This window comes from Conexibacter woesei Iso977N (assembly GCF_000424625.1).
In the GTDB taxonomy this organism is placed as follows: Bacteria; Actinomycetota; Thermoleophilia; order Solirubrobacterales; family Solirubrobacteraceae; genus Baekduia; species Baekduia woesei_A.
Map to the genome: position 1 here is coordinate 944,512 of NZ_AUKG01000001.1, position 24,591 is coordinate 969,102.

Here is a 24,591-nt window from a genome sequence, read left to right on the forward strand (position 1 = left end):
CTATGACTTCCCGAGGACCGATGACGCCGCACACGACGACACCCCACCTGCGCACCATGTTGGTGGTGGTGCTGAGCGCGCTGTCGCTGGGCGCGCTCGTCGCCCGCCCCGCGCCGGCCGCCGCGGCGGACGCGAGCTGGACGGTCCGGACCGCCGCCAACGACTTCGGCACCGATCGCACCGACTACGGCTACACGCTCAGCGCGGGCGGCCGGATCGAGGACGGCATCGAGATCGTCAACCAGGGGACGACGGCGCTGCACCTGTCGCTGCGCCCGGCCGACGCGGTCCTCGACGCCGCGGGCCGGATCGACATGGCGGGCGCCAGCGCGCGCGCCGCGGGCGTCGGCGCGTGGGTGCACCTGCAGCAGCAGGCCGTGACCGTCGATCCGGGCGCGACGCTGACCGTGCCGTTCGTGCTCACGCCGCCGCGCGGGGCCGCGGCCGGCGACCACGTCGGCGGGATCGTCACCACGGCGGGCGGGCGCCGCGCGGGCCTGCAGATCCGGCTGCGGGTCTCCGGCGCGCTGAGGCCGGCGCTGGCGGTGAGCGGCGTGCACGTCGAGTACGACGGGAGCGCGAACCCGGTCGGCTCCGGCGACGCGACCGTGTCGTACACCGTGCGCAACACGGGGAACACGACCCTGAGCGCGCGCCAGGCGGTGTCGGTGGCGGGTCCGCTCGGGGTCTGGCGCCGCGGCGCGGGCCGCGTGGCGGACACGCCGGCGCTGCCGCCGGGGACGTCCTGGACGGTGTCGGCGCCGGTGCGCGACGTCGCGCCCGCGCTGCGGGCGAGGGCGAGCGTGAAGGTCACGCCGCTGCTGGTCGACGCGGCGGGGTCGACGTCGCCGCTGAGGGCCGTCTCGGCGTCGGGCGGGACGTGGACGCTGCCGTGGACGTTGTTGGTTGCGTTGATCTTGTTGGTGGGGTTGGTCGTCGTGGTGGTGCGCCGGGTCGGCGTGCCGCGGCGGCGCGGCCGCGGCGTGCGCGGGGCGGTGGCGTGATGGGGCTGCGCGCGTTCGGGCTCGGCCTCGCGGCGGTGGCGGCGGGTGCCGCCGTTGCGCTCCCGGCTGCCGCGGGCGCGGCGCCGGTCACGCTCTGGGGCTGCCACGGCCCGGCGGGCCAGGCGCTCGGGACCGCGCCGTTCACCGCGACCGCGAGCGGGGACGGCACGGCCGATCTCGTCGGCGGCGGCTGCGCGGACGCGCTCGGCGACGGTGGCCTGCGCGCCGCGTTCACGCGCCCGGACCCGGCCACCGGCTCGGCGGCGGGCTGGCGCGCGGAGCTTCCGGCGGGCGTCGCGGTGTCGGAGGTCCGGCTCGTCCGGCGCACGAGCGGGTTCGGCGGTGCGCCGGTCCTGGGCGGCGGGCAGCGCTACGCCGCGGCGACGGCGGGCGGCGTGCTGGAGTCCGGCAGCGTCGAGGACGGGACCAACGCCGCGCTCGACGGCGCGGTCGCGTTCCCGGCGCCGGGCGGCGGCTTCGTCAGCGCGGGCGTGAGCTGCGCGGCGGCCGACCGCTGCGCCGCGCCGTCGGCGACTCCGCTGGGCGTTCAAGTTGATGCCCTTGCGGTGACGATGGACGACGCCGACGCGCCGCGCGGCGCGGTCGGCGGGATCGTGACGCCGGCGTCCGGGACCGTGACGCTGAGCGTCCGGGCGACCGACGCGGGCATCGGGCTGGCACGCGCCGAGGCGACCGTCGACGGGGTGGTCGTGGCGGCCGCGCCGCTCGGCGGCGCGGGCTGCACCGACCTGTCGCCGGGCGACGCGGCGGTCGACCTGCCGCTCGGTGGCGGCTGCCCGGCGGCGGTGACCGACCTGCAGCTGCCGATCCCGACGCCGACGATCACCGACGGCGCGCACCGGCTCCGGGTGACGGTCACCGACGCGGCGGGCAACGCCGCGGTGCTGACCGACCAGGACTTCCCCATCAACAACACGCCGCCGGAGCGACAGAGCACCGCGATGCTCACGCTCGGCACCGCGGGGACGACGCCGGCGGGCGGCTCCGGGGCCGCGGGCGCGGGCGCGGCGGGCGGCGGCGGCGCCGTCTCCGGCGCCGGCGGCTCCGCGACGGGCGGCGGCAGCGCGGCCTGCGCTTCCCCGCGCCTCTCGGTGTTCCTGAAGGACAAGCCCCTGCGCGTCACCAGGGGCGTGCCGGTGCTGCGCCGCAACGGGCGCTACCGCTTCACGGGCACGCTGACCTGTGCGGTGCGCGGGCGCCGCGTGAGGGCTCCGTCCGGGATCGGCGTGTCGCTGTACAGCACGCTCGGCGGCAGGACGTTCCGCAAGAGCGGCGTCGCGACGCGGGCCGGCGGGGCGCTGACGGCGATCCTCGCCTACCCGAGCGCGCGCATCGTCGAGTTCCGCTACATGTCGGCGCGGGTCCGGATCCGGATCGCGGTCGCGACCGTCACGAAGAAGGGGAGGGCGCGCTGATGCGCCGCCGGGTGATCCTCGCGGGCATCGCGCTGCTCGCCACACTGGCGTGCGCCGCCGCGCCCGTCGCGGCGCCCGCCGACGAGACCGAGATCGGCGGCTCGGTGTCGAGCACGCTGTCGCTCGGGCTCGACCAGTCCGGCGCGGCCGTGCGCGCGACCGTCACGACGACCGAGCCGGGCACGCGGCTCAGCGTCGCGCCGCAGACCGCGCGGTCCGGGCTCAGCGCCGAGCTGGCGTCCGGGCTCTACGCGCCGCTCGATCCCGCCTTCGGGCTGACGCTCGTCGCGTGGGACGACGTCCTCGCCGGGAAGTCCACCACCTTGCACCTCAGGTCCGCCTCCGCCGCGGCCACGACCGTCCTGATCACCCTGTCCGCGGCGACGCCGTGAACCGACGACCCACCAAGAACATCACCATGCCTCACCTGCCCCGTCTCGTCCTCGCCGCCTCCGCCGTCGCGCTGCTCGCGCAGCTGCCGCTGGCCGGCGCCACCGCCGTCGCCGACGGCGCCCTGTCGGTCACCCCGGCGGTCATCGAGCGCATCGCCGTCCGCGGCGACACCGCGTCGCTCGCGGTCGTCAACAGCACCAACAAGACGTTGAGGATCACCGTCACGCCGCGGCCGTGGACGCAGTCGCGCAGCGGCGCGGTCGCGCCGGACCGCAGGAAGACGTTGTTGTCGCGGTTGGGCGTGAGCGCGCGCTCGTTCACGCTCGCGCCGGGCGCGCGCCGCAGCGTCGCGATGAACGTCAAGAGCCTGCCGGCGTCCGGGTCGTTGTATGGGTCGATCGAGACGATCGGGACCCCGACCGGGCCGGCGCGCAGGAACGGGATCACCGCCGCCTACCGGCTGATCAGCACGCTGCGGTTGAACCCGCCGTCGGCCAAGCGCCACCTCGCGGTGCGCGCGTCGGCCGCGCGGGTCAGCGGCAGCGCGATCGTCCTGCCGGTCAAGAACACCGGGAACACGGTCAGCCCGATCTCCGGCGACGTCCGGATCAAGGGCGCGAGCGGCACCCACACCGGCACGATCGCCGCGCGCCCGATCCTCCCGGGCGCGACCGTGAACCTCGGCCTCGGCTCGACCCGCGGGATCCCGGCCGGCACCTACACGGTGACGGTCGCGCTCAGGCAGGGCGGCAGGAGCGTCGGGCGCGTGACGCGCAGGCTGCGCGTCAAGCGGTGACCGAGGCGAACGACAGGTCCCAGAGGCCGATGTAGGGGTTGGGGACGTCGGCGACGTTCGGCGCGCGCACGAGCGTCGTCTTGTCCCACAGGAACGGGATCCCGGCGGCGTCGCCGACGATCATCTTGTCGATGTTGGCCCAGGCCTGGTTGCGGGCGTCGCCCGTCGCGGTCGTCGCCGCGTTCATGGCGCGGTCGATCTTCTCGTCGTTCAACATCGAGTAGTTGATGTTGCCGGAGTCGTGGTTGATGTTGGAGCCCTTGAAGACCGGCTCGAGCATCGACTGCGGGTCGGCGAAGTCCTTGAACCAGCCGGCGACGCAGACCGCGACGTGCTTGGGCGGGACCTGGCACCAGTCGGTGTAGACGTCGTCCTGCGGGACGAGGCGCAGCTTGATCCTGAAGCCGAGCCGGCGCAGCTGGGTGGCGGCGACCTCGATCGTGGACTTGCCCGGTTCGGCGTTGGGGCCGACGAGCAGCAGCCGCTGGTGGCCCTTGTACCTGCCGCTCCTGTACCCGGCCCTCTTCATGTACTTCGCGGCGACCGCCGCGTTGCCGGACACGTTGTTGGCGTTGAAGTAGTCGAACTCGGGGAAGCCCGCCGCGCCGCCCGCCTCGGCGAAGCCGGGCAGGTCCGGCGGGAGGAAGTGGGTGGCGATGTCGCCGACGGCGGGCCCGCCGCGTGCCGCCCGCGCGGCCGTGCGGTCGAAGCCCGCGAGGATCGCCTTGCGCACGTTGATGTTGTTGAGCGGCTTGATGGTGGTGTTGAGCGAGTAGTAGCGGAAGCCGCCGGCGCCGACGGTGCTCAGCTGCGTCGGCGCGCTGGCCTGGAGCCTGCTGAGGACCGAGGCCGTCGGGTTCGTGTCGAGCAGCAGGTTGCTGCCGGACGCGACCTGCTGCGCGGCCCTGCTCGGGCTCGCGTCGGTCTTGATCAGGATCGAGTCCGCGTAGGCGGGGCGGTAGTCGGTGGCCGCGACCCAGTTGGGGTTGCGCGTCAGCTGGATCGATCGGCCCGACTTGTAGCTGGACACCATGTACGGCCCGGTGAAGGCGACGTGCGTGTTGTAGGTCGACGGGTCGTGCTTGTCGTAGCGCTTGGCGTAGTCCTCGGGCACCGGGACCGTGATCGGCATGACCAGCGAGGCGGCGAACGGCACGCCCGATGCGTTGCGGAGGTGGAAGACGATCGTGTGCGGGTCGGGCGTCGCGATCCCGGAGATCGTCCTGACGCCGTGCGTCGCCCGGCGCGGCGCGCCCTTGATGACGCTGAAGTAGGTCTGGTACTGGCCCCCGACGTTGTGCGAGAAGAAGCGCTCGAACGCGTACTTGACGTCGGCCGACGTCACCTCGCGGTCGACCGGCGGCGCGTACCTGATCCCCGCCTTGATGCTGACCGTGACCGTCTTCTTGTCGGCCGAGATGACCGGCTGCGCCGCCGCGAGGTCCGGCACCGGATGCAGCGCGTCGTCGGGCCTGAACGAGTAGAGCGGGCGGTTGGTCGCCAGCGTCACCATCTCGCCGAACGTGTAGTACGTGTGGCCCGGATCGAGGTAGTCGACGTCGCTGAGGGCGAGCATCGTCAGCGCTCCTCCGGGCGCCGGTGCGGGTCCGGCCTGACCCGCCGTGGCGGCGGCGCACACGGCGCTCGCCGCCACGGCGAGGAAGGAGGCTCGACTGATGAGGCGCGCTGAAGTGGTCATCCCGCGCGGCAGTATGCCCGCTCGCGCCGGATCTCAGCGCTCATCGGTCCAGGACCTCGACGTACCCCGACGTGCCGTCGACGCGGATCCGCTGGCCGTCGCGGATCAGGCGCGTGGCGTCCTGGACGCCGACGACGGCGGGCAGGCCGTACTCGCGGGCGATCACCGCGCCGTGGGTCATCAGGCCGCCGACCTCGGTGACGAGGCCGTCGATCGCGACGAACGCGGGCGTCCAGCTCGGGTCGGTGAACGTCGTGACGAGGATGTCGCCGGGCGCGAAGTCCGCGTGCTCGAGGTCGAGGACGACGCGCGCGCGGCCCTCCACGGTCCCGGCGGAGACCGCGAGGCCGAGCAGCGCGCCGGCGGGCGCGCCGTCGCGGGCCGCGTAGGAGCCGGCGACGGCCTCGCCGTCGGAGGTCAGGACGCGCGGGGGCCTGAGCGAGGTGTAGGACTCGAACGCCGCGCGGGCGCGGTCGATCGCGTCGCGGTCGACGGATTGCGTCCGTACGGCGTCCTGCAGCTGGGCGAACGTCAGGTACGACATGTCGCTCGCGTCCTCCAGTACGCCCGCCGTGACGAGGCGCTCGGCCTCGGCCAGCAGCGCGCGCTTGTAGACCCAGAGGCGGCAGACGATCGCGTACTTGGGGTACTCGCGGTAGCCGCTGAACGTGCGGAGGCGGTCGATCATGGTCTTGGTCTCGGCGGCCTGCTCGGGGTTCAGGCGCGCCAGCACGTCGCGCTCCTTGGCCTGCGCATCCTGTAGGCCTTGCTCGAAGTGCCGCCGTCCCTCGCCCGGCGCGAAGTTCCTGATGTTGCTCAGCAGCACCGGGGCCAGCGCCGCGGGCCGCTCGTTCCAGCGCGGGCGCGTGATGTCGATCTCGCCGACGCAGCGCATCCCGTAGCGGTCGAGGAACGCGTCCAGCGCCCCAGCGTCGATCGCGGCGGGGAGGTCGTCGTCGCGATCCCGGAGCGCGTCGGCGACGTCCAGGAGCGCGAGGCCCATCTCGGACGTGACGTTGTCGGGGACCGACTGCGTCAGGACGTCGGCCGCGTCGCGCTCGCCCAGCCACGCCTCCAGGTGCTCGTTGAGCCACTCGGACGCCTCCTGGGCCGCGAGGATCACCTGCAGGACGCGCGGGTCGAAGATGGCGCGCTTCATGTCCTGGATGTCGCTCGCGACGAAGTCGAGCAGCGCGCTGCCGGAGAGCGGTGCGATCGCGTGCTCCAGCTGCGCGAGCGATGATTCGCTCTGCGCGATCAGCTCTTCGACGATCGCGTGGTCGGTCGCGATCGGCTCGGGCGGCGCGGGCGGGCCGCCGGCCGGCGGGGCGGCGTCCGGGACCGTCGGCACGAAGCCGTCGCGGGCCAGGACCGTGCGCAGCGCGGCGCCGATCAGCGGGTCCGACGTCTCCAGCGCCTTCAGGGTCGCCGCCCGCATCGCCGGCGACGCGAGCCGCGGCGTGACGTCGACGAACAGCCGCCCGCCCGCCTCGTGCATCCCGATCATCGCGACCATCTGCCAGACCGAGAGGCCGAGCGGCTTCATCGCGTCGGTCATCATCTGCTGGTGGCCGACCGAGACGTAGACGTGGTTGTCATCGTCCTTGGCCACCGGGATCGGGAACAGCGTCGTGATCGGCCGCGCCTGGACGATCGCGAAGCCGTCGCCGTCGAGGCACCACTCGATGTCCTGCGGCCGGCCGAAGCGCGCCTCGATCCTGCGGCCGATCGTTTCGAGTTGTAGGACCTGCTCGGCGCTCAGCACGTCGTCGGACGGCGCGACCTCGCCGGCGACCAGCGCGTCGCCCAGCCCGCGCACCGCCTCGACCTTCGCGAGCTTCCGGTTGCCGGTCAGCGGGTCGGCGGTGAACAGGATCCCCGACGCGTCCGCGTCGACCATCCGCTGGACCACGACCGCCATCGCCGCGTGCTCGACGCCGCCACGTTCCCGGTAGGCGACGGCGCGCTGCGATGACAGCGACGCCCACACCCGCTGCACGTGCTCGACGACGTCGTCCGCCGCCACGTTCAGGAACGAGTCGTGCTGCCCGGCGAACGACGCGGCCTCGGAGTCCTCACCCGTCGCGCTCGACCGCACCGCGTACGACGCGCCGTCCTGGAGCGCCGCGCCGATCGCGGCGGCGACGTCGTCCGTCATCCCCTCCGCGAACGCGTCCGTCGTCACCACGAACCCGTCCGGGACCCGCAGCCCCTCGATCCTCGCGAGCGCACCCAAGCTCGCGCCCTTGCCGCCGGCGAGCGCGACCTGCGTCGCGTCCAGCTCGCCGATGCCCAACACGTACATCTTGCTCTCCTGCACCGCCGCGCCTCCCAAGGTCGTTTGCGGCGGGCGAGTATGCAGCACGGGTGGGGGCTTGTTTCAAGCCCCCCAGGTGGCCATACTATGGAGGTGGCAAGGCGCCGACGCGCTCCACGTGACGCTCCGTGATCGCACCGGCCGCGTCGAGGAACGCGACGATCAGGTCGAGCTGCTCGCCGGTGAAGCGCCCGGCCATCGTCCTGTCCCAGTCCTGCTTGACCGGGCCCCAGACGTCGGCGGCCGCGGCGTAGAACGCCGGCGTCACGGCGACGGTGACGCGGCGGCGGTCGCCCGCGTCGCGCTCGCGGCGCGCGTAGCCGGCGCGTTCGAGCCGGTCGATGACGCCGGTGATCGCGCCGGTCGTCAGGCCGGCCTCGATCGCCAGCTCGCCCGCGGTGACCGAGCCGCGCCGCTCGATCATGTTGATGCAGTCGAGGTCGGTGAGGTTGAGGCCGAGGTGCCGGGCGGCGAGGTTGTCGAAGGCGCGGTCGAGGTTGCCGATGTGGCGGAACGCGTCGACGAGCCGGTCGAGCTTGGCCTGCTTGCTGGTGGGGCGCGGAGGACTGGACATGAGATCTCTTAGTCGCTAAGATATTTGGACGCTGAGAAGTTTAGCGGCCCCTCTCCCCGAAGCGAAAGGCATCCCCATGAGCGCCATGAAGCTCGAGCTGGTCCAGGTCCCCGTCAGCGACGTCGACCGCGCGAAGGCCTTCTACACCGAGCAGGCCGGCTTCAACGCCGACCACGACCACGCGGTGAGCGACGAGCTGCGGTTCGTCCAGCTGACCCCGCCGGGCTCGGCGTGCTCGATCGCGATCGGCACCGGCCTGTCGCCGATGGCGCCGGGCTCGGTCCAGGGCCTGCAGCTCGTCGTCGACGACGTCGCGGCCGTCCGCGACGAGCTGATCGCCCGCGGCATCGACGCGACCGAGGTCCAGCACTTCCCGTGGGGCTCGTTCACGTTCTTCAGCGACCCCGACGGCAACGGCTGGGCGGTCCAGCAGCTCACGCACCGGGACTGAGCGAAGGAGCCGGACAGCTCACAGATGAGCGAGCTTGTCCGGGTTGCGCACGATGCGGACCGCGTGGATCCGGCCTTCGACGACGTCCACGGTCAGCACGCTGATGACCCGGAGCGCGGCCGGCTCGGCGGCGGCCGCGTCCTCGGCCTCGCGGCCCTCCCGCACGATCGCGGCGAGCTGCTGCGCGTCGAGCTCGCCGGCGCTCAGCAGCGCGTGGGTCTCCTTCGCCGCCAGCCGCTCGGCGTGCCCGAACGGCGGCTCGGCCGGGCCGCGCAGCACGCGCCCGGGCTGGCCGTTGACCCGCACCCGCCGGCTCTCGAACGCGCCCGACCGTGGGCGCACCTGGGAGATGGCGGCCATGAACCGCGCGATGAGCGCAGCACCGACCAGCGGCTCGGGCGCCGCCATCGCCTTGCCGCCGCCGTCGGCGTACAGGACGGCGTCTTTCGCCAGGAGGTCCTCCAGCGCCTCGAGGTCGCCCTCCTCGGCGGCCGCGAGGAACCGCGCGAGCAGCGCGTCACGGGCGGCCTCGTCCGGGTCGAAACGCGGGCGGCCGGCCTCGATGCGCCTCCGTGCACGCGTCACGATCTGGCGCGCGTTGACCTCGGTCAGCCCGACGATGCTCGCGATGTCCGAGTACTCATAGGCGAACACCTCGCGCAGCAGGTAGGCGGCCCGCTCGATCGGGTTCAGCTGCTCGAGCAGGACGAGCAGGGCCAGCGACACGGAGTCGGCAAGCTCGGCGCGCGCATCCGGGCCGGGCCCGGGATCTTCCAGCAACGGCGCCGGCAGCCACGGCCCGACGTAGGACTCACGACGCACCCGCGCCGACTTCAGGACGTTGATCGACAGCCGTGTCGCGACCGTCGTGACCCAGGCGGCCGGCTGCTCGATCGGTCCGTCCTGACGCGTCAGGCGCAGCACCGTCTCCTGGGCCACGTCCTCGGCCTCGGCGACGCTGCCGAGCATCCGGTACGCCACGCCGAAGGCGCGCTGCCTGAGCGCCTCGAGCTCCCGGTCACCCATCGTCCCGTCCTGGCAGGCGTGCGCTCACGCCGCGCCGATCTGCCGCATCTGCGCGGCGATGTCGACCACGCCCCAGGTCTCGGCGATGCGGCCGTCCGCGAACCGCAAGATGAACATCTCGCCGTAGGTCACGGGCCGGCCGCTCGCCGGCACGCCGAGGTGCTCGCCCTGGTGCGTGGCGGTGACCGTCTGGCGGCAGGCGATCCGGTCGTCCTTGGCGAGCAGGTCCTCCACCTCGATGTGGAGGTCCGGGTAGGCGTGCAGGAGGCGCGCCCAGATCACCTTCAACAACTGCGGGCCGGCCGCGTCGAACGGCACCGGTGCGTGGATCGTCGCGTCGGGCACGACGAGCTCGTCGATCGTCGCCTCGATGCGCGCCAGGTCGCCCGAGTTGGTGGCGTCGTGGAAGCGCGCGAACGCCGCGGTGTTGCGCGCCTCGATCGCGCTAGCGCCCGGCATCGTCGGCCTCCCGCACGAGCAGCAGGTCGATGTCGAGCTGCACCTCCCAGCTCACCCCGTCGCCGCCGCTCGGCAGCTCCGCCTGCCAGTCGAAGCCGAAGTCGCGGCGATCGAGCGTGGTGTGGAGCTCCAGGCCCATGATCTCGCCGAAGCCGCTGAGGCGCGGCGCGTCGTAGCGGCCGCCGGCGGTGACCGGCAGCGTCACGCCGCGCATCGTGAGGTCGCCCTCGACCTCGGCGGTCCCGTCCGGCGCGAAGCGGATCGCCGTCGAGCGGAACGTGAGCTCGGGATGGTCGGCGGCGTCGAAGAACTGGGGCCCGAGAACGCTGGCGCGCATGGCCTCCGGCTCGGCGATCGAGATCGACGCGACCTGCGCGGAGCCTTCGAGCGAGGGCGCGTCGCCGCCGGGGTCGGCGCGCAGCGTCGCGCTGACGTCCGCCAGCGAGCCGCGGAACCAGAAGACGCCGGAGTGCCGCACGGCGAACGCGAACGTCGAGCTGATCGCGTTGGCGTGGAAGGTGCCCGTCAGGGGCGGGGTCGTCGAAGTTGGTGACATGGAAGGCCTGACAGGACGAGGAGCGCCCGTGTGACACCCGCGCTATCGCGTCCGGAAGCGCCGCTGGTAAGCCGCGGGCGTGAGGCCGAGGCTGCGCTGGAAGTGGCGGTGCAGGTGGCTCTGGTCGGTGAAGCCGGTGCTGGCCGCGACGTCGGCGATCGGCCGGCCCTGCTCGAGGAGGCGTCGCGCGTCGCGCAGGCGATGGGCGAGCTGCAGGGCGTGGGGCGGGAGGCCGATGCGCTCGCGGAAGAGGCGGATGAGGCGGAACTTGCCGATGCCCGCGGCGGTGGCGAGCTCGTCGAGGCCGACGTTGCGCGCGACGTGCTCGCCGAGGTAGTCGCACGCACGGCGCAGCGCGCGGTCGTCGCGCGGCGTCAGCGCCGACCGTGAGCGTCTGACCGCTGAGGAGCGCTGCACGATCGCGGAGAGCCACTCGGCGAGTCGCTCGTCGGCTTCGAGGCGCGACACGCCCGTCTCCAGCGCGCGGTGCATGGTGACGAACGCGAGGGCGAGCGCGGGGTCGGTGATGACCGGCTCCGGGAAGCTGACATCACCGATGAGCATCGCCTCCTCGTCGCCGGCGATCGCTTCGAGGCCGGCGACCTCGACGACCATGAGCCGCGACGACCACGGACGGGCGTCGATCGCCACGCCGGCATGGGGCGCCGACGGATCCCATGCGACCAGCTGGCCGGGCCGGACGATGCGCGTCTCGGCGCCGCGGCGCGAGCGCATCGGCTGGTCGGCCACGATGCCGAAGACGTACTCGCCGCGCGGCTCGATCGCGTAGCGGGTCGTCCGGCCGGCCATGAGCAGGACCCGCGCGTCGTCGCGCGGGCGGGACATCCGGACCTGGTCGTCGGCCACGCTGCGGATGCTAGGCGGTGCAAGAACGTGCAAGACGTGCCGCGTGCCCTGGTCCAGCCTTCCGGCCATGCAGATCACGCCTCACATCGTCGTCCAGGGTGCCGCGCGCGCCGCCGCGTTCTACGCCGACGCGTTCGGCGCCGAGGAGCTCAGCCGGATCCCCACGCCCGACGGCCGGCTGATGTCGGTGCGGTTGCGCGTCGGCGACAGCGAGCTGCACCTGGCCGACGAGTTCCCGGAGATGGGCGTGCTCGCGCCGCCGTCGGTCGGCGGCACGCCGGTCGTGCTGGCGCTCGACGTGGGCGACGCGGAGGCCGCGTTCGCGCAGGCGATCGCCGCGGGCGCCACGGTGCTGCAGCCGCTGAGCGAGATGTTCTGGGGCGACAAGCACGGCCGGCTCGAGGACCCGTTCGGGCATCGGTGGAACATCGCCGAGCACGTGCGCGACGTACCGCACGACGAGGTCGTGGCTGCGGCGGCCGAGCTGTTCGCCTGAGGGGTACCACGCGTCGCCGCCGCTCTCACCGAGCCGCCGGCGGCCGGCGCATCGGCCAGAGCGGTGGGCTGCTGCCGAACCTGAAGGCGCCGAGGTGCTCGAAGCCGAGGCGCTCGTAGAGGGCGGCGTTGCGCTCGCTGGTCGCTTCGAGGTAGGCGGGCAGGTGCTCGCGGTCGCAGCGGTCCAGGGTCGGTCGCATGAGCGCGGTGCCGAGCCTTTGCCCCTGGGCGGCCGGGGCGACGCCGACATACGGGATGTAGCAGTGGGGCTCGCGCGGGTGGCGGTGCTCCATCACGGTGATCAGCCCGAGCGCGTGCAGGAGCCGTCGTGCGAACACGCGCGTGAACGCCGGGCCGTGCGCGAGCTGCGCGCCGACCGGCATGCGCCAGCGGCCCGGTGGCAGCTCCAGCGACGCGCCGGCGTTGCCGTCCACGGTCCAGGCCGTGCCGGCCGGGAGCACGACATGCCGGAGCTCCAGGGCGAAGAACCGCTCGAGCCGGCGCAGCCGCCGGTGCCGGTCCGGGATCAGCCAGCCGAGGACCGGGTCGTGCTCGAACGCCGCGGCCAGGGTGGCGGTGAGGGCGCCGGCTTCCGCCAGCGTGGCGGCACGAGGCGAGCGGTCCATCGGCGAAGCCTGATCGATCGGGGTCGAGGATGATGTGCGGGTGAGCGACGCGCACCCGCTGCGGTTGTTGGAGGCCTGGATCGACGAGGCGCGCCGCGCCGCGTTGGAGCACCCGGCGTCGGTGGCGTTCGTGACCGCCGACGGGGAGGGGCGGCCGTCGGCGCGGACGGTGACGCTCAAGCGCGTCGAGGACGAGGCGTTGGTCTTCACGTCGGCGCTGTGGACGCGCAGGGCGCGCGAGGTCGCGGCGAACCCGCATGTCGCGTTGCTGTTCCACTGGCCGTCGCTCGGCCGGCAGGTGCACGTGACCGCGCAGGCGCACGTGGGTCCGCGGGCGCTGGCCGAGGAGCTATTCGGCGAGCGCGACGTGCTGCACCGCTGGCAGGCGATCGTCTCGCGTCAGGGCGAGGCGATCGACGACCTCGGGCCGCTGCGCGATCGCCTCTCGCACCTGACCACCGTCGCCGAGACGCCACCGCCGTGCCCGCCCGACTGGGGCGCGCTGGAGCTGACGCCGAGCGCCGTCGAGTTCTGGGAGGAGTCGCCCGATCGCCTGCACGAGCGACGGCTCTACCTCCGCGACGGGGACGGCTGGACCGCCCGGCTGCTCGCGCCCTAGGACTTACACCTAGGACGAGGCGCTGCACCGACCAGTCACCGGTCAACCACCCCAACAACTCCGGGCCCGCGACGAGGTGCGCGCAGGCGTTCTCGTTGGGCGCCGTCACGCGGCTCCGTACTGCTCGTCGGTGACGTGCTCGCCCCAGGTGACCGGTGAGCCGGAGTCGTCGTTCTGCTGCATGGCGATGTGGACCATGAAGCGGCCGGGCGCGGCGCCGTGCCAGTGGTTCTCGCCGGGCTCGAAGAAGACGCGGTCGCCGGGGCGGATCTTCTCGATCGGGCCGCCCTCGCGCTGGCAGCGTCCGACGCCTTCGGTGACGAAGATCGTCTGCCCGTGCGGGTGGGTGTGCCAGGCGGTCCGGGCGCCGGGCGTGAAGTGCACGGCGGCCGCGGCGAAGGTCGAGCTGCCGGCCGGGGCGGCGACCGCGTCGATGTAGACGTCGCCGGTGAACCAGCTGGCCGGGCCCTTGTTGGTGTCGATACTGCTGCGGGTGATCTCCATGATGATGTCCTTGCTCTAGCGGCGGCGGAGGGCCGGGGCGAGCACCTGCTCGCCGTAGCTGGTGTCGGCGGGGTTGATGATGACGCCGGGCTTGACGATCGCGTCGATGCGGTCGAGGGTCTCGGCGCTGAGGGTCACGGCGGCGGCGGGGAGCTGGCTGTCGAGCTGCTCCATCGTGCGCGGGCCGATGATCGCCGAGGTCACGCCGGGGTGGTTGATGACGAACGCGATGGCCAGCTCGATCATCGTCAGGCCGGCGTCGTCGGCGACCTGCTGGAGCTGCTCGACGGCCTGCAGCTTCAGCTGGTTCTCGGGCAGGTCCATGTCGAACCGGGCGGCGAGCCGCCTGCGCGCGGGCGACGTCGGCGAGCTGTCGGCGCTCCAGGAGCCCGAGAGCCAGCCGCCGCCCAGCGGGCTGTAGGTGAGGATGCCCATGCCGTGGCGCTGGGCGGCCGGGAGGACGTCGAGCTCGATGCCGCGCGTCAGCAGCGAGTACGGCGGCTGCTCGGTCCGGAAGCGCTGGAGCCCGCGCTCGCGCGCCGTCCACTGCGCCTCGACGATCTGCGCGCCCGAGTAGGACGACGAGCCGATGTAGCGGACCTTGCCGGCCGTCACGAGATCGGTCAGCGCGCCGAGCGTCTCCTCCACGTCGACATCCGGAGCAGGTCGGTGGACTTGGTACAAGTCGATGTAGTCGGTCTGCAACCGCCGCAGCGAGTTCTCGACCTCCTTGACGATCCATCGCCGCGAGACCCCGCCGTTGTTGGGGCCCTCGCCCATCGGCATGTAGAACTTGGTCGCCAGGACGACGTCGTCGCGGCGGCCCTTGAGCGCCTTGCCGACGATCTCCTCCGACTCCCCGGCGCTGTAGACGTCGGCGGTGTCGACGAAGTTGATCCCGGAATCCAGCGCCCTGTGGATGATCCGGACCGACTCGTCGTGGTCCTTCTCACCCCACGCGCCGAACATCATCGTGCCGAGGCACAGCGGGCTGACCTGGACGCCGGTGCGTCCCAGAAGGCGGTACTCCATCATGTTGCTCCTTGTTCTAGTGGTTGGTCGAGTCGTCGCCGACCCCTCAGGGCAGCGGCGGCGCCGGGCACGGCGTGAGGGCGCCGGAGCGCGCGTAGGTGACGTCCGCGGTGTCGCCGTCGTGGACCGCCGCGCCATGGCGGTCGGCGAGCGAGTTGTAGGGGTACTGCGCGCTGCCGCGCTCCTTGCGCGCGCCGGCCGCGAGGATCAGTGCGGGCTGCTCGCCGGTCGCGACGATCGTGTGGCCGGTGCGCGGCGGGCAGTGCACGAGGTCCCACGGCCCCAGCGGCCGCTCGGCGTCCTCGGCGATCAGCAGCGCGGTGCCCTGCAGGACCAGGAAGTCCTCCTGGCCCGCTTCGTGGTGGTAGAGCGCCATCGGCTGGCCGGGCTGCAGCCAGAACAAGGCGATGCCCATGTCATCGAAGTGCGCGTCGCCCTCGCCGCCGAAGCGGCAGACGGTGCGCATCGTGTTGGCGATCCACGGCGCGTCGCGGGCGTTGACGACGAACCAGCCGGCGGTCTGGGGCACGCCGTCGTCCAGCTTGGCTTCGGGCATGGCCGCATTGTCCTACAACCCGTCGCCGGCACGGCGCAGGCGCAGCTCGAAGCACGGCGGCGCGGCGCGGGTCAGGCGCAGGCTGCCGCCGTCGGCGCGGGCCAGCGCGCGGGCGAGGTGCAGGCCGATGCCGGTGCCGCCGTCGGTGTGGGACGCTCCGCGGTCGAACACGCGCTCGGCGTCGTCGCCGGCGATCCCGTCGCCGGTGTCCTCGACGGTCACCGTGGCGAGCCGCGTGTCCTGGCGCACGTGGATCGTCACCGGTCCGGCGCCGTGCCGGAGGGCGTTGTCGAGCAGGACGTCGAGGACCTGGCCGACGGTGCCGGGGGAGGCGACGGCGCGGACCGCCGCGTCGCCGTCGGTGGTCACCGCCACGCGCCGGCCGGCGCGGGCGTAGATCGCCGTCCAGGCGGCGGCGTGGTCGCGCACGACGTCCGGCAGGTCGACGGCGATCTGGTCGCCGTGGGCGGTGGAACGTGCGAGGGCGAGCAGCTCGGCGATCATCGCCTCGAGGCGGTCGGCCTCGCGCAGGGCGGCGTCGAGCTCCTCGCGCAGCGCCTCCGGATCGTCGGCAGCGGCGCTCTCCTCCAGGCGCAGGCGCAGGGCGGTCAGCGGCGTGCGCAGCTGGTGGGAGATGTTGGAGGAGAACTCGCGCTCGCGGGCGACGAGCTCGGCGATGCGCTCGGCGCTGGTGTCCAGGGCCTGGCCGATCGCGTCGATCTCCGGGACGCCGGAGCGCGGGGCGCGGGCGGAGAAGTCGCCGTCGCCCAGGCGCGCGGACGTGCGCGCGACGCGCTCCAGCGGCCGCGACAGGCGCCGCGCCTGGATCGCCGCCAGGGCGGTGGCGACCGCGATGCCGCCGGCGCCGAGCAGGGCGATCAGCAGCCAGGAGCGCCGGACGCGGCGGTTGATCTCGCTCGCGGGCGCCGACGCGGTCACGACGGCGGCGCCGGTCGTGCCCGCGCGCGCCGCGACGACGCCGTCCTCGAGCCGCGCGCCGGCGGCGATCCGGCGCCCGTCGGCGACGACGACCAGGCGGTGCCCGGGCCGGACCAGCGGCGCGACGTCGGCGGTCGTCGGGGCGATGCCGCGCTGGAGACGGTCGTCGATGACGCTGGCGGCGGCGTCGGCCTCGCGCTCGATCTTGCCGGTCTGGTCGGAGCGCACGCGCGCGGCCTCGACCGCGCCGAGCGGGATGCCGAGGACCAACACCGCGGCGAGCGCGATCAGCGCCGTCGAGGTCGTCAGGCGCCGGCGGACGGTCACGGCTCGAAGCGCAGGCCGACGCCGCGCACGGTGATCAAGTGCTTGGGGTCGCTCGCGTCCTCGCCGAGCTTGCGGCGGAGCCAGGAGACGTGCATGTCCAGCGTCTTGGTCGAGCCGAACCAGTTCTCGTCCCAGACCTCGGCCATGATCCGCTCGCGCGTGACGACGCGCCCGGCCTCGGCGACGAGCAGCGCGAGCAGGTCGTGCTCCTTGGGGGAGAGGTCGAGCTCCTCGTCGCCGCGCCAGGCGCGGCGCGCGGCGCGGTCGATCCGGACGTCGCCGGCCTCCGACAGCTCCGGCGACGTCGTTCTTCTCAGGTGCGCGCGCACGCGCGCGAGCAGCTCGCTGACGCGGAAGGGCTTGGTGACGTAGTCGTCGGCGCCGGCGTCGAGGCCGTCGACGATGTCCAGCTCGCCGTCCTGGGCGGTCAGGAACAGGATCGGGACGGCCGGCCGCTGCGCGCGGATGCGCCGGCAGACCTCGAGGCCGTCGATGCCGGGCAGGCCGACGTCGATGATCACCAGGTCGTGCTGCTCGTCCTCACGCGCGGCGCGCAGCAGCGCCTCCTCGCCGGTCGTGGCGCCGTCGACCGCGTAGCCCTCGCGCTCGAGCGCCCGCGCCAGCGGGACGCGGATCCCCTCGTCGTCCTCGACGATCAGCAGACGGGCCACGTGCGGATCGTAGGGCGGTGGGTCGGGCAGTCGACGAACAGGCAAGGCTTCGGCGAGGCCTGCTGCGCCTTTGCCGTTCCTTGACCCTGCGCCCGCGATCCTGCCCGGCCATGCCGCATCTCTCCGAGCTGCACGGCGCCGCGACGCACCTGGCGGTCGTGGCGATCCCGCTGTTCGCGATCCTGCACTTCGTCCGGCGCGCGGGACGCGGGGGCGCCGCCGTCGTCGGCGCGGAGCCCTGGGCGCTGGGGGCGGCGGTGCTCGGCGTCGCCGCCTCCGGCGCCACCGGCCTGCTGGTCTGGGGCCAGGCCCAGACGGAGCTGCGCGGTCAGCACTTCCGGCTGGGCAACGCGCACTTCTGGCTGGGGATCGCGATCGCGGTCCTGGCCGTGCTGGCGGCCGGCGACTGGTGGCGCAGCCGACGCGCCGACGGCGTCGACCACCGGCCGGTGATCGTCCCGATCCTCGCGGTCCTGGTCGTTGTCGGCGTCGTCGTGCAGGGCTACCTCGGCGGGCGCATGACCTACGAGCACGGCGTCGGCGTCTACGACGGCGGGCAGCTGGCCCAGAGCGCGACCGGCGCGTCGAGGCTGCACGTCGCGCTGGCGACGGGGACGCCGATGGTGCAGGCCGGCAAGGCCGCGTTCTCCGCTCAGGGCCTGGGCTGCGCGCGCTGCCACGGCGACCTCGCCCAAGGGCTGCGCGCGCCGCCGCTGGCCGGCGGCCGCGAGCTGCCCGACTTCCGGCGAGTCCATCAACATGGTCTGTTCCCGTCGAGCGTGGTGACAGACAGGGACTTCGCGGCGATCGACGCGTGGCTGAAGACGCTCGCGCCGGCCGGGCGTCGCGACTGAGCGACGCCGGCCGTGCGCCGCGCGTCACCAGTAGTGGCGGCGGCCGGCGACTGCGCGATCCGTGGAGCCGAGGACCCAGAGCACGGCGCCGATGATGATGAGCACGATGCCGATGGTCCAGAGGATGCCGATGCCCAGCGCGAAGCCGAGCAGCAGGAGGATCAGGCCGAGGATGATCATGAGGGACCTCTTGGTTGGGGTGGTGGCCCGCGCGGTCGACGGACGGTCGGCCGGCGGTGCCCTCGCCGTACCCGCAGCGGCCCCGGAACAGCGTCGATTGCGATGGGCGGACGGCCCGCGGAACTCGCACCTGACCTTCGGTGTCGTGTCGCGTTGTTGTGGGACTCGCACCCGGCCGGCGGCGGATCGTGGGTTTGGCGGTGCGCTCGACCAGGGACGATGACGGCGTGAGCACACGGCCACGGGACGCGGAGGAGCTGTGGCGCCGGTTCGGCGCCGGTGACGGGTCGGCGTTCACGCAGCTCTACAGCGACCATCACCACGACGTCGTCCGGTACTGCCGCTCGCTGCTGCGCGACGACGAGGACGCCCAGGACGCGGCGCAGGGGACGTGGGCGGCGATCTGGACCAAGCCCGACGCGGCGCGGCGCGACATCCCGCTGCGGCCGTGGCTGTTCCGCGTCGCGCACAACGAGGCGATCAGCATCATCCGCCGGCGCCGGTCACACGACACGCTGGCCGACCTCGACCTGCCCGCGCTCGACGACGTCGCCGGCGACGCCGAGCGCCGCGAGCGGCTGGCGACGCTGCGCGCCGACCTCGCGAACCTCCCGGAGCGCCAGCGGGTCGCGCTGCTGTCACGCGAGCTCGGGGGTCTGGGGCACACCGAGATCGGCGACGCGCTGGGCATCTCGCCGGCTGCGGCGAAGCAGACGATCTACGAGGCGCGGCGGGCGCTGATCGAGGCCGAGAGTGGGCGGTCGATGGCCTGCGGGCTGGTCGAGCGCGCGATCTCCGACGGCGACGGGCGGGTGCGGCGCAGCCGCCGCCTGACCGCGCACCTGCGCAGCTGCGCCGGGTGCCGGGCGTTCGCCGAGGCGGTCGGCAGCCGGCGGCGCGATCTTCGCCTGCTGTTCCCGGCGCCCGCGGCGCTGGGGCTCCTGGCGCGCGCCGCGGTGGGGGGCGGGGGCCGGCGCGGGCGCGGGCGCGGGGGCGGGCGGTGCCGGTTTGGTGGCGGGAGGAGGCGGCGGCGCGCTGGCGGCCAAGGTCGCGGTCGCCGCGGTGACGATCGCGGTGGCGGGCGCCGGGGCGCGCCACGAGCTCGGTAGGACCCGCGCCGCCGAAGCCAAGAGCGTCCCGGTGGCGAGGGCGAAGGTGCGATCGTCGACCCCGACCAGGACGACCGTCGTCGCCGCTGCCGTTAGGCCGGCGAGGCCGGTTCCGCAGCGGGCGTCCTCCAGGGTCCCGCCCTCGCGCGCGCCGCACGCCCGCGCGAAGACCGTCGCTCACCGACCTCCCGCCGCCCCGGCCCCGGCCGTCACTGTCACCCCAGCTGCCACCCGACCGGTCGCGGTGCCCAAGACGACCGCGGTCGTGCAGCCGCCGGGGCAGGTCAAGAGGGCCGTTGGCGCGTTGCCGCCGGGTCAGGCCAAGAGGGACGTTGGCGCGTTGCCGCCGGGCCAGGCCAAGAGGGCCGACGGCGCGTTGCCGCCCGGCCAGGCCAAGAAGACCGACGCCGCCCCGGCTCCGGCGGCGAGCGACACCGCAGCGACGCCTCCGGCGCCCGCCACGCTGCCGCCCGGCCAGGCCAAGAAGGTCGCGCGGAGCGAGCAGCCTTCGCCCTAGGACTGCCTGCTCGCGGGTCGTCACTTCGTCCTTCATCAACGCGCCGAGAAGGGCAAGGTCAGGTCCTATCGCCATAAAAGGCTCGCATGCCCCCGAAGGGCTCGCGACGGGTACGCCCGGCTCCGCAGACTTCTTGTCGTCCTTCTTGGAACGGAGCAACATATGGGCATTGGCACCTCCATCTTCCTGATCGCCGTCGGCGCCATCATGCGCTTCGCGGTCTCGGTGCACGCCTCGGGGTTCAGCATTCACACGATCGGCGTGATCCTCATGGTCGTCGGCGTCGTCGGCCTGCTGATCAGCCTGCTGTGGATGACCATCTGGGCCGACCGCGCCGCCGCCCGGCGGACGGTCGTCACCCGCGAGCGAGACGTGTATTGATCGAGGCCCGGCTTCGGCGACGGCAGGCCGCCGCGATGACCGCCGCCTCCGTCCGCGTCGTGCTCGTCGACGACTACCTCCCGCTGCGTCAGCTGCTGCGTGAGGTGCTCGTCGACCGCGGCTGCTCGATCGCCGGCGAGGCGCGCGACGGCGACGAGGCGATCGAGGTCGTCCTTTCGACCGTCCCCGACGTCGTCGTCATGGACGCCCAGATGCCGCGGATGAACGGCATCGACGCCACGCGCGCGATCCGCGAGCGCAACACCGCGATCGAGGTGGTGGTCTTCACCGCCGCCGACGACCCGGCCCTCGCCCGCCGAGCGCTGGAGGCCGGCGCGGCCCAGGTGTTCCCGAAGACCTCGCTCGGCCTACTCGTGGACCACATCGCCTCGCGCACACCCCGCACATGAGCCTTTGCGAGCGGTGGGGCCTTGCGCGCCACCTCGGAGGCGACCATCACGACAGCGCCTCCTCGAGCGCCGCCCGGTGGGCGGCGACGTGCTCGGCGTCGCGCTGGTAGACCACCGCGTCGCCCGCCGCCTCGTGGCGGACGCTGGCCTCCTCACCGGCGGCGACACCGTCGAGGATGCGCTGGCGGATCGCGTCCAGCCGGGAGAGCAACGTCGGCACGAACCGACGGCGATCGTCCCCGCTCAAGTTGTAGGCGTCGGCGAAGAGCCGCACCCGCCGCGCCTGCTCCTGTATGGCGTGCAACGCGGCCGGACCCTCCTTGACGGAGAGCGGGACGAACCGATAAGCCGCGTAGACCACATCCCAGATCCGCGGACCGGGACCGGCCATGTCGAAGTCGATCAGCCCGGCGAGCCGCCCGTCGCGGAGCACGACGTTGTAGGGCGCGACGTCGTTGTGGCAGAGCACCTCGCGCGGGAGGTCGGCCGGCGCGGCGACCTGCCACTGGTCGCCGGCCGCCGGCACGAAGCCGGCCGTCGCCTCGTGGTAGTCGCGCAGCAGCTCAGCCGCCTGCACGAGCACCGCATCGGACCAGAGCACCTCGGGCAGCGGGTAGTTGTACACCTCGCCCGGGAGGTAGCTGACAACCTCGCGCCCTTCCGCATCGAACCCGAGCGGCCGGGGCGCGCGGTCGAACCCCGCAGCCTCCAGATGGGCGAGCAGCCGCTGCACACCGCCGCTCCACGGCCCAGACCGCCGGTGCACCGCATCTCCGACGCGGCTCACCGCCGTGACGTTGCCGCCACTCAGGATCTCCTCTCGATCGCTCATGCTGCTGCTCGCTGATCGTAAGGCCTGCAAAGCCGCCCGCCGGGCCCACAGGACGGCCGTGAAACGCCTCGATTGGGCCACGATCAGGCCACGAACGCGCACGAGTGGCGCGTAGGCGCTCGTTTCGGCGGTCTGGAGGTAAAGAAAAAGGCGTCGGTTTGCGGCGTCTTTGCGAGATGGCGAGTCCCGGACTCGAACCGGGGACACCACGATTTCAGAGGAACTTATAGGTGAACTCCGGGGCGCAGTTTGCAGCGGGATCGCGGGCCGCGCCGGATGACTCATACCCGTGGTTTCCGGCGGCTTCCTGTGGGTTCAGGCCATGAAACGGTCGTTCATGGCCTAATGGCCACTTGGTGTACCACTTGCTCGCGACACGTGACGTGCTCTCGCGCTCAGCTACCCGTCCGCGGTGGTCTGCTGCTCGTCAGCCATCACGCGGAGCGTCGACTTGAGCCGTGATCGAAGCGCCGAAGCAGACGTCAGTCGCGGTACGCGGTGTCTGACCCTAGGCGCGGCGGTTGGGTCAGAGAAATTCGCGGAGTGCCCCTATGAAGTGACGGTCGCGCAGAGCACTCGAAGTCGCGAGTAGATCCCAGGGTCGGCCAAGGCGTACAAGTTGGCGGTCGTCGCCGGCTTCGCGATGATGACCGATCGTGAGGCCTTTCCTCCCGCATAGCTCCTCCGGGTAGTTAGGGTTTATCTCCCACCGGTTGCCTGCCGCTGTGAGCGAATACTGGTCTGCGTCGTCACGGCACCGGAGCACCATGGTCGATAGCCGGACGGCTTCGAGGTCGTTCCAGATGTCGCCATAGAGTTTCCGATAGCGAAGGAGCGCGGCAACATCGAGGAGGATCGCGGCTAGCTGCGATGCCTGTCTTTTTTTGATGTGGACGTGCTCGAACATGTCGCCGAAGACACGGTCGATCTCTGCGCGAGGTGTGAGGTTGGACGCAGACAGTCCAAAACGATCTCGCTCGTATCGGTCACAGAGCCACACCGTTGTTTTGGTCAGGAGCCTCTTCGCCGCTGCTGGCTTCCTCGGTCCGAGCAGTATCGCTGCAGGGATAAGGCTGACGGCGAACCGATCGCCCACCGGATGGGTCGTGCCTGGCTGAGCGGAGATGAAGCGGGCCAGATACGCAGCGATCTCGTCCGCAAGCTCGGGTTCGCGTCCAGCGACTCGGAGGCCGAGCAGCCCTAGTAGCTCCGTGAGCCGAATGCAGCGCACGGAGTAGGTGGCCCAGGCGGAGAAGCCCTCGGAAGCCGAGATAGCAAAACCGATCATCCCACGTTTACTGAGTAGTCGATAGTCACACTCCGACCAGAGCTGACGAGCGAAGGTCTCGAAAAGCGACCCGCCGGCGTCGGCCGCGAGGAGCGCCGCGTCCTCGGTACGGTCGTTCGCCCACGCTGCACGCACGAAGCAGAGCCCGAGATGACAGGCGAGATCCAGTCGGTTGGCACGCGCTAGGCGTTCCGCGACGAGCGAAGCTTCAACCACTCCTAGCCCGACTAGCTGTTCTGCTGGGAACGAGTCCCAGCGACGCGCGAAGATCTCGATGTCGTCCATCGAGATGTCGTTGCGATCGATTGCCCCGAGGGTCGTGAGGAGCGCCCCGTCGATCGAACCGCGGAGCACCGCATCGGGATTGCTGCTTAGTCCTGAGAGGAGTCGGTCGCGCGCCCAAATCTCAAGCTCCGGTTCGCCGCGAGTCCTGGCTCTCCGGTTGTACTCCGCCGCGAGAAGCGGTGCGTTGCCGACCATTCGGCCGGTCGTCACAAGCACCGGACGGCGCTTGAGTTCGGGGTCAAACTCGGGACCCGCGTAGTCGCTTAGCCGTAGCTCCTCGAGCTGGCCCAAGAGGGCGCGCCATTGAGGCTGGCCGATGTTGCCGGCCTTGGATTGGAAGACCCACTGTTCTCCGTCGCGACGCGCGACCGCGTCCTTTCCAAATTCCTGAGAACCGTGGGTGAGATGCACATGGGTGAAGCCTTCAGCGCGCAGCATCGCCAGGAGCGGCTCGTCGAGCGCTCGCTCGGTAACAAAATCAAGAAAGGCGTCTACGGCGTCGTCGAGCAAGGAGTTCGTTCAGCTTTCGCTCTTGAAGGTCCGTAATCTGCTGTTGCTGCTCGTCGGTCGGCACTGGCATCTTCGCCAGAGTGTCGGGATGGACCAACATCGTTGGCAATGAGAGCGTGTCGTCGTCGGTGAGGCCATACTCGATCTTGTCCAACATCTCGTACAAGGCCTCGAATGTGAGCGGACCTTCTGCGTTGACGACGTTGCCTGTCGCTTCGGTTACGCGATTCAACGTTCCGACCATGGTGCGGAGCTGGCCTTCGCGCAGTTCGCTGGAGGCCATTACGATTTGAAGTGCCAACTTCCAAGGATCGCCCTCACGGACATCGTCGACGTCGAGGACCAAGCCCGCGGTGAGGCTTGCGGGTTCGAGTTCGACGTCGAAACCTTCCTTATCTTCGAACATGGAACCGAGTGCGCCAGGGCTTTCGACGATCTCGATCTGCTCCAAGATCGGGTCCCCCGCGCGGGCAAGCTCTTGGATAGCGTCGGAGATGAACCAAGCGAATGCTCCGCTGTACTCGGGGAGGGAGAACGGCACAGGAATTGGACCGTACCGGCGGCATCGGTCAACGTCTCTGTCCAACACCCCATAAGAGGCGGCGACCCGCTCTAGGACCGTTCGTTCACGTCGGTCACGCCGAGGGACAACCGCCGAGCGCACCCCTCGACAGGTGCCCGCCGACCGAGATCGCGCACGACGCGTAGAAGCTCCACCCGTGTCGTGTCCGTGTCGTCGCGCGGGCCGACGCCTGCAGCGCGGCGACCGCACGCGCCCTGTGTAGACATCGAGCTGGGTCCGGTAGCGCGCGCGAGTCCCGGCGATGAACGAGCGTGCGGGCGACGGCGGAGTTGGATGAGTTGCTCACATGAGCGTC

Annotated in this window: 29 protein-coding genes; 12 read left to right on the forward strand and 17 right to left on the reverse strand. The window is 72.3% G+C overall.

The window, feature by feature from the left end:
- Positions 1-20 precede the first annotated feature (20 nt).
- The 4 genes from H030_RS29255 to H030_RS0104660 are packed head-to-tail and all read left to right on the forward strand — an operon-like array spanning position 21 to position 3,629.
- Positions 21-1,004, forward strand: coding sequence for a hypothetical protein (locus H030_RS29255; protein WP_051221702.1), 984 nt, complete (start codon positions 21-23; stop codon positions 1,002-1,004).
- Entirely contained in the window at positions 1,004-2,440 is a 1,437-nt protein-coding gene (locus tag H030_RS0104650; RefSeq protein WP_027005274.1) for a hypothetical protein, read from the forward strand. The genes H030_RS29255 and H030_RS0104650 overlap by 1 nt, the downstream gene beginning before the upstream one ends.
- On the forward strand, positions 2,440-2,832 hold the full coding sequence (locus H030_RS0104655) for a hypothetical protein (protein WP_027005275.1): 393 nt from the start codon (positions 2,440-2,442) through the stop codon (positions 2,830-2,832). Before H030_RS0104650 ends, H030_RS0104655 begins: the two co-directional genes overlap by 1 nt.
- Before the next feature lie 26 nt (positions 2,833-2,858).
- Positions 2,859-3,629, forward strand: coding sequence for a hypothetical protein (locus H030_RS0104660; protein WP_027005276.1), 771 nt, complete (start codon positions 2,859-2,861; stop codon positions 3,627-3,629).
- On the opposite strand, the gene H030_RS0104665 is transcribed toward H030_RS0104660, so the two are convergent.
- The 3 genes from H030_RS0104665 to H030_RS29260 all read right to left on the reverse strand — a co-directional run bounded on the left by H030_RS0104665 (position 3,619) and on the right by H030_RS29260 (position 8,219).
- Positions 3,619-5,205 carry an ABC transporter substrate-binding protein gene (locus H030_RS0104665; protein ID WP_027005277.1) on the reverse strand — a complete coding sequence of 529 codons (1,587 nt, stop codon included), beginning with the start codon at positions 5,203-5,205 and terminating at the stop codon, positions 3,619-3,621. The two genes, H030_RS0104660 and H030_RS0104665, sit on opposite strands and share 11 nt — an antisense overlap.
- A 163-nt stretch (positions 5,206-5,368) precedes the next feature.
- A complete protein-coding gene (locus tag H030_RS0104670) occupies positions 5,369-7,648 on the reverse strand; it encodes a phosphoenolpyruvate synthase (RefSeq protein ID WP_231398358.1) in 2,280 nt (759 codons plus the stop codon).
- Between the two features lie 82 nt (positions 7,649-7,730).
- Positions 7,731-8,219, reverse strand: coding sequence for a MarR family winged helix-turn-helix transcriptional regulator (locus tag H030_RS29260; RefSeq protein ID WP_035125868.1), 489 nt, complete (start codon positions 8,217-8,219; stop codon positions 7,731-7,733).
- Positions 8,220-8,304: 85 nt separating this feature from the next.
- Here H030_RS29260 and H030_RS0104680 point away from each other — a divergent pair, with 85 nt between their 5' ends.
- Positions 8,305-8,670 carry a VOC family protein gene (locus H030_RS0104680; RefSeq protein ID WP_035125870.1) on the forward strand — a complete coding sequence of 122 codons (366 nt, stop codon included), beginning with the start codon at positions 8,305-8,307 and terminating at the stop codon, positions 8,668-8,670.
- An 18-nt stretch (positions 8,671-8,688) separates the two neighbouring features.
- Here H030_RS0104680 and sigJ read toward each other — a convergent pair whose 3' ends face one another.
- The 4 genes from sigJ to H030_RS29275 are packed head-to-tail and all read right to left on the reverse strand — an operon-like array spanning position 8,689 to position 11,578.
- On the reverse strand, positions 8,689-9,696 hold the full coding sequence (sigJ, locus tag H030_RS29265; RefSeq protein WP_035126595.1) for an RNA polymerase sigma factor SigJ: 1,008 nt from the start codon (positions 9,694-9,696) through the stop codon (positions 8,689-8,691).
- A 24-nt stretch (positions 9,697-9,720) separates the two neighbouring features.
- Positions 9,721-10,155: an ester cyclase gene (locus H030_RS0104690; protein WP_027005280.1), complete on the reverse strand. Its 435-nt coding sequence runs from the start codon at positions 10,153-10,155 to the stop codon at positions 9,721-9,723.
- Entirely contained in the window at positions 10,142-10,711 is a 570-nt protein-coding gene (locus H030_RS36325) for a YceI family protein (RefSeq protein ID WP_051221704.1), read from the reverse strand. The genes H030_RS0104690 and H030_RS36325 overlap by 14 nt, the downstream gene beginning before the upstream one ends.
- A 42-nt stretch (positions 10,712-10,753) precedes the next feature.
- Positions 10,754-11,578, reverse strand: coding sequence for a helix-turn-helix domain-containing protein (locus H030_RS29275; RefSeq protein ID WP_051221706.1), 825 nt, complete (start codon positions 11,576-11,578; stop codon positions 10,754-10,756).
- A 67-nt stretch (positions 11,579-11,645) separates the two neighbouring features.
- Between H030_RS29275 and H030_RS0104705 the strand changes: the two genes are divergently transcribed.
- Complete coding sequence (locus H030_RS0104705) at positions 11,646-12,074, forward strand: VOC family protein (RefSeq protein WP_035125872.1); 429 nt, start codon at positions 11,646-11,648, stop codon at positions 12,072-12,074.
- Positions 12,075-12,099: 25 nt separating this feature from the next.
- Here the strand turns inward: H030_RS0104705 and H030_RS29280 are convergent, their stop codons facing one another.
- Positions 12,100-12,699 carry a GNAT family N-acetyltransferase gene (locus H030_RS29280; RefSeq protein ID WP_051221707.1) on the reverse strand — a complete coding sequence of 200 codons (600 nt, stop codon included), beginning with the start codon at positions 12,697-12,699 and terminating at the stop codon, positions 12,100-12,102.
- Positions 12,700-12,739: 40 nt separating this feature from the next.
- Between H030_RS29280 and H030_RS29285 the strand changes: the two genes are divergently transcribed.
- Complete coding sequence (locus H030_RS29285) at positions 12,740-13,318, forward strand: pyridoxine/pyridoxamine 5'-phosphate oxidase (protein ID WP_051221709.1); 579 nt, start codon at positions 12,740-12,742, stop codon at positions 13,316-13,318.
- A gap of 105 nt (positions 13,319-13,423) precedes the next feature.
- On the opposite strand, the gene H030_RS0104720 is transcribed toward H030_RS29285, so the two are convergent.
- The 5 genes from H030_RS0104720 to H030_RS0104740 are packed head-to-tail and all read right to left on the reverse strand — an operon-like array spanning position 13,424 to position 17,347.
- Entirely contained in the window at positions 13,424-13,822 is a 399-nt protein-coding gene (locus tag H030_RS0104720; protein WP_027005282.1) for a cupin domain-containing protein, read from the reverse strand.
- A gap of 15 nt (positions 13,823-13,837) precedes the next feature.
- Positions 13,838-14,854, reverse strand: coding sequence for an aldo/keto reductase (locus tag H030_RS0104725; protein WP_027005283.1), 1,017 nt, complete (start codon positions 14,852-14,854; stop codon positions 13,838-13,840).
- A 46-nt stretch (positions 14,855-14,900) separates the two neighbouring features.
- A complete protein-coding gene (locus H030_RS0104730) occupies positions 14,901-15,410 on the reverse strand; it encodes a cupin domain-containing protein (protein WP_027005284.1) in 510 nt (169 codons plus the stop codon).
- Positions 15,411-15,422: 12 nt separating this feature from the next.
- Positions 15,423-16,676: an ATP-binding protein gene (locus H030_RS0104735; protein ID WP_027005285.1), complete on the reverse strand. Its 1,254-nt coding sequence runs from the start codon at positions 16,674-16,676 to the stop codon at positions 15,423-15,425.
- Complete coding sequence (locus H030_RS0104740) at positions 16,673-17,347, reverse strand: response regulator transcription factor (protein WP_155891835.1); 675 nt, start codon at positions 17,345-17,347, stop codon at positions 16,673-16,675. The genes H030_RS0104735 and H030_RS0104740 overlap by 4 nt, the downstream gene beginning before the upstream one ends.
- A 110-nt stretch (positions 17,348-17,457) precedes the next feature.
- Between H030_RS0104740 and H030_RS0104745 the strand changes: the two genes are divergently transcribed.
- The gene (locus H030_RS0104745) at positions 17,458-18,201 is read left to right on the forward strand and encodes a DUF2231 domain-containing protein (protein WP_027005287.1); all 744 of its coding nucleotides are present in this window, start codon (positions 17,458-17,460) and stop codon (positions 18,199-18,201) included.
- A gap of 24 nt (positions 18,202-18,225) precedes the next feature.
- Here the strand turns inward: H030_RS0104745 and H030_RS39515 are convergent, their stop codons facing one another.
- Positions 18,226-18,381: a DUF6131 family protein gene (locus H030_RS39515; RefSeq protein WP_196808999.1), complete on the reverse strand. Its 156-nt coding sequence runs from the start codon at positions 18,379-18,381 to the stop codon at positions 18,226-18,228.
- 227 nt (positions 18,382-18,608) lie between these two features.
- On the opposite strand from H030_RS39515, the gene H030_RS0104755 reads away from it, so the two are divergent.
- The 4 genes from H030_RS0104755 (at position 18,609) to H030_RS38845 (ending at position 20,798) form a co-directional block, all read left to right on the forward strand.
- Positions 18,609-19,490, forward strand: a complete 882-nt coding sequence (locus H030_RS0104755) for an RNA polymerase sigma factor (protein ID WP_196809000.1) — start codon at positions 18,609-18,611, stop codon at positions 19,488-19,490.
- A 244-nt stretch (positions 19,491-19,734) separates the two neighbouring features.
- Entirely contained in the window at positions 19,735-20,007 is a 273-nt protein-coding gene (locus H030_RS38835) for a hypothetical protein (protein ID WP_155891836.1), read from the forward strand.
- A gap of 162 nt (positions 20,008-20,169) precedes the next feature.
- Complete coding sequence (locus tag H030_RS38840) at positions 20,170-20,388, forward strand: hypothetical protein (RefSeq protein WP_035126606.1); 219 nt, start codon at positions 20,170-20,172, stop codon at positions 20,386-20,388.
- A 35-nt stretch (positions 20,389-20,423) separates the two neighbouring features.
- Complete coding sequence (locus H030_RS38845) at positions 20,424-20,798, forward strand: response regulator transcription factor (RefSeq protein WP_051221711.1); 375 nt, start codon at positions 20,424-20,426, stop codon at positions 20,796-20,798.
- 46 nt (positions 20,799-20,844) lie between these two features.
- Here H030_RS38845 and H030_RS0104775 read toward each other — a convergent pair whose 3' ends face one another.
- The 3 genes from H030_RS0104775 to H030_RS0104785 form a co-directional block, all read right to left on the reverse strand.
- Positions 20,845-21,630: a phosphotransferase gene (locus H030_RS0104775; RefSeq protein WP_027005290.1), complete on the reverse strand. Its 786-nt coding sequence runs from the start codon at positions 21,628-21,630 to the stop codon at positions 20,845-20,847.
- Positions 21,631-22,156: 526 nt separating this feature from the next.
- On the reverse strand, positions 22,157-23,713 hold the full coding sequence (locus H030_RS0104780) for a restriction endonuclease (protein WP_027005291.1): 1,557 nt from the start codon (positions 23,711-23,713) through the stop codon (positions 22,157-22,159).
- The gene (locus H030_RS0104785) at positions 23,682-24,254 is read right to left on the reverse strand and encodes a hypothetical protein (protein WP_027005292.1); all 573 of its coding nucleotides are present in this window, start codon (positions 24,252-24,254) and stop codon (positions 23,682-23,684) included. The genes H030_RS0104780 and H030_RS0104785 overlap by 32 nt, the downstream gene beginning before the upstream one ends.
- Positions 24,255-24,591: the final 337 nt, after the last annotated feature.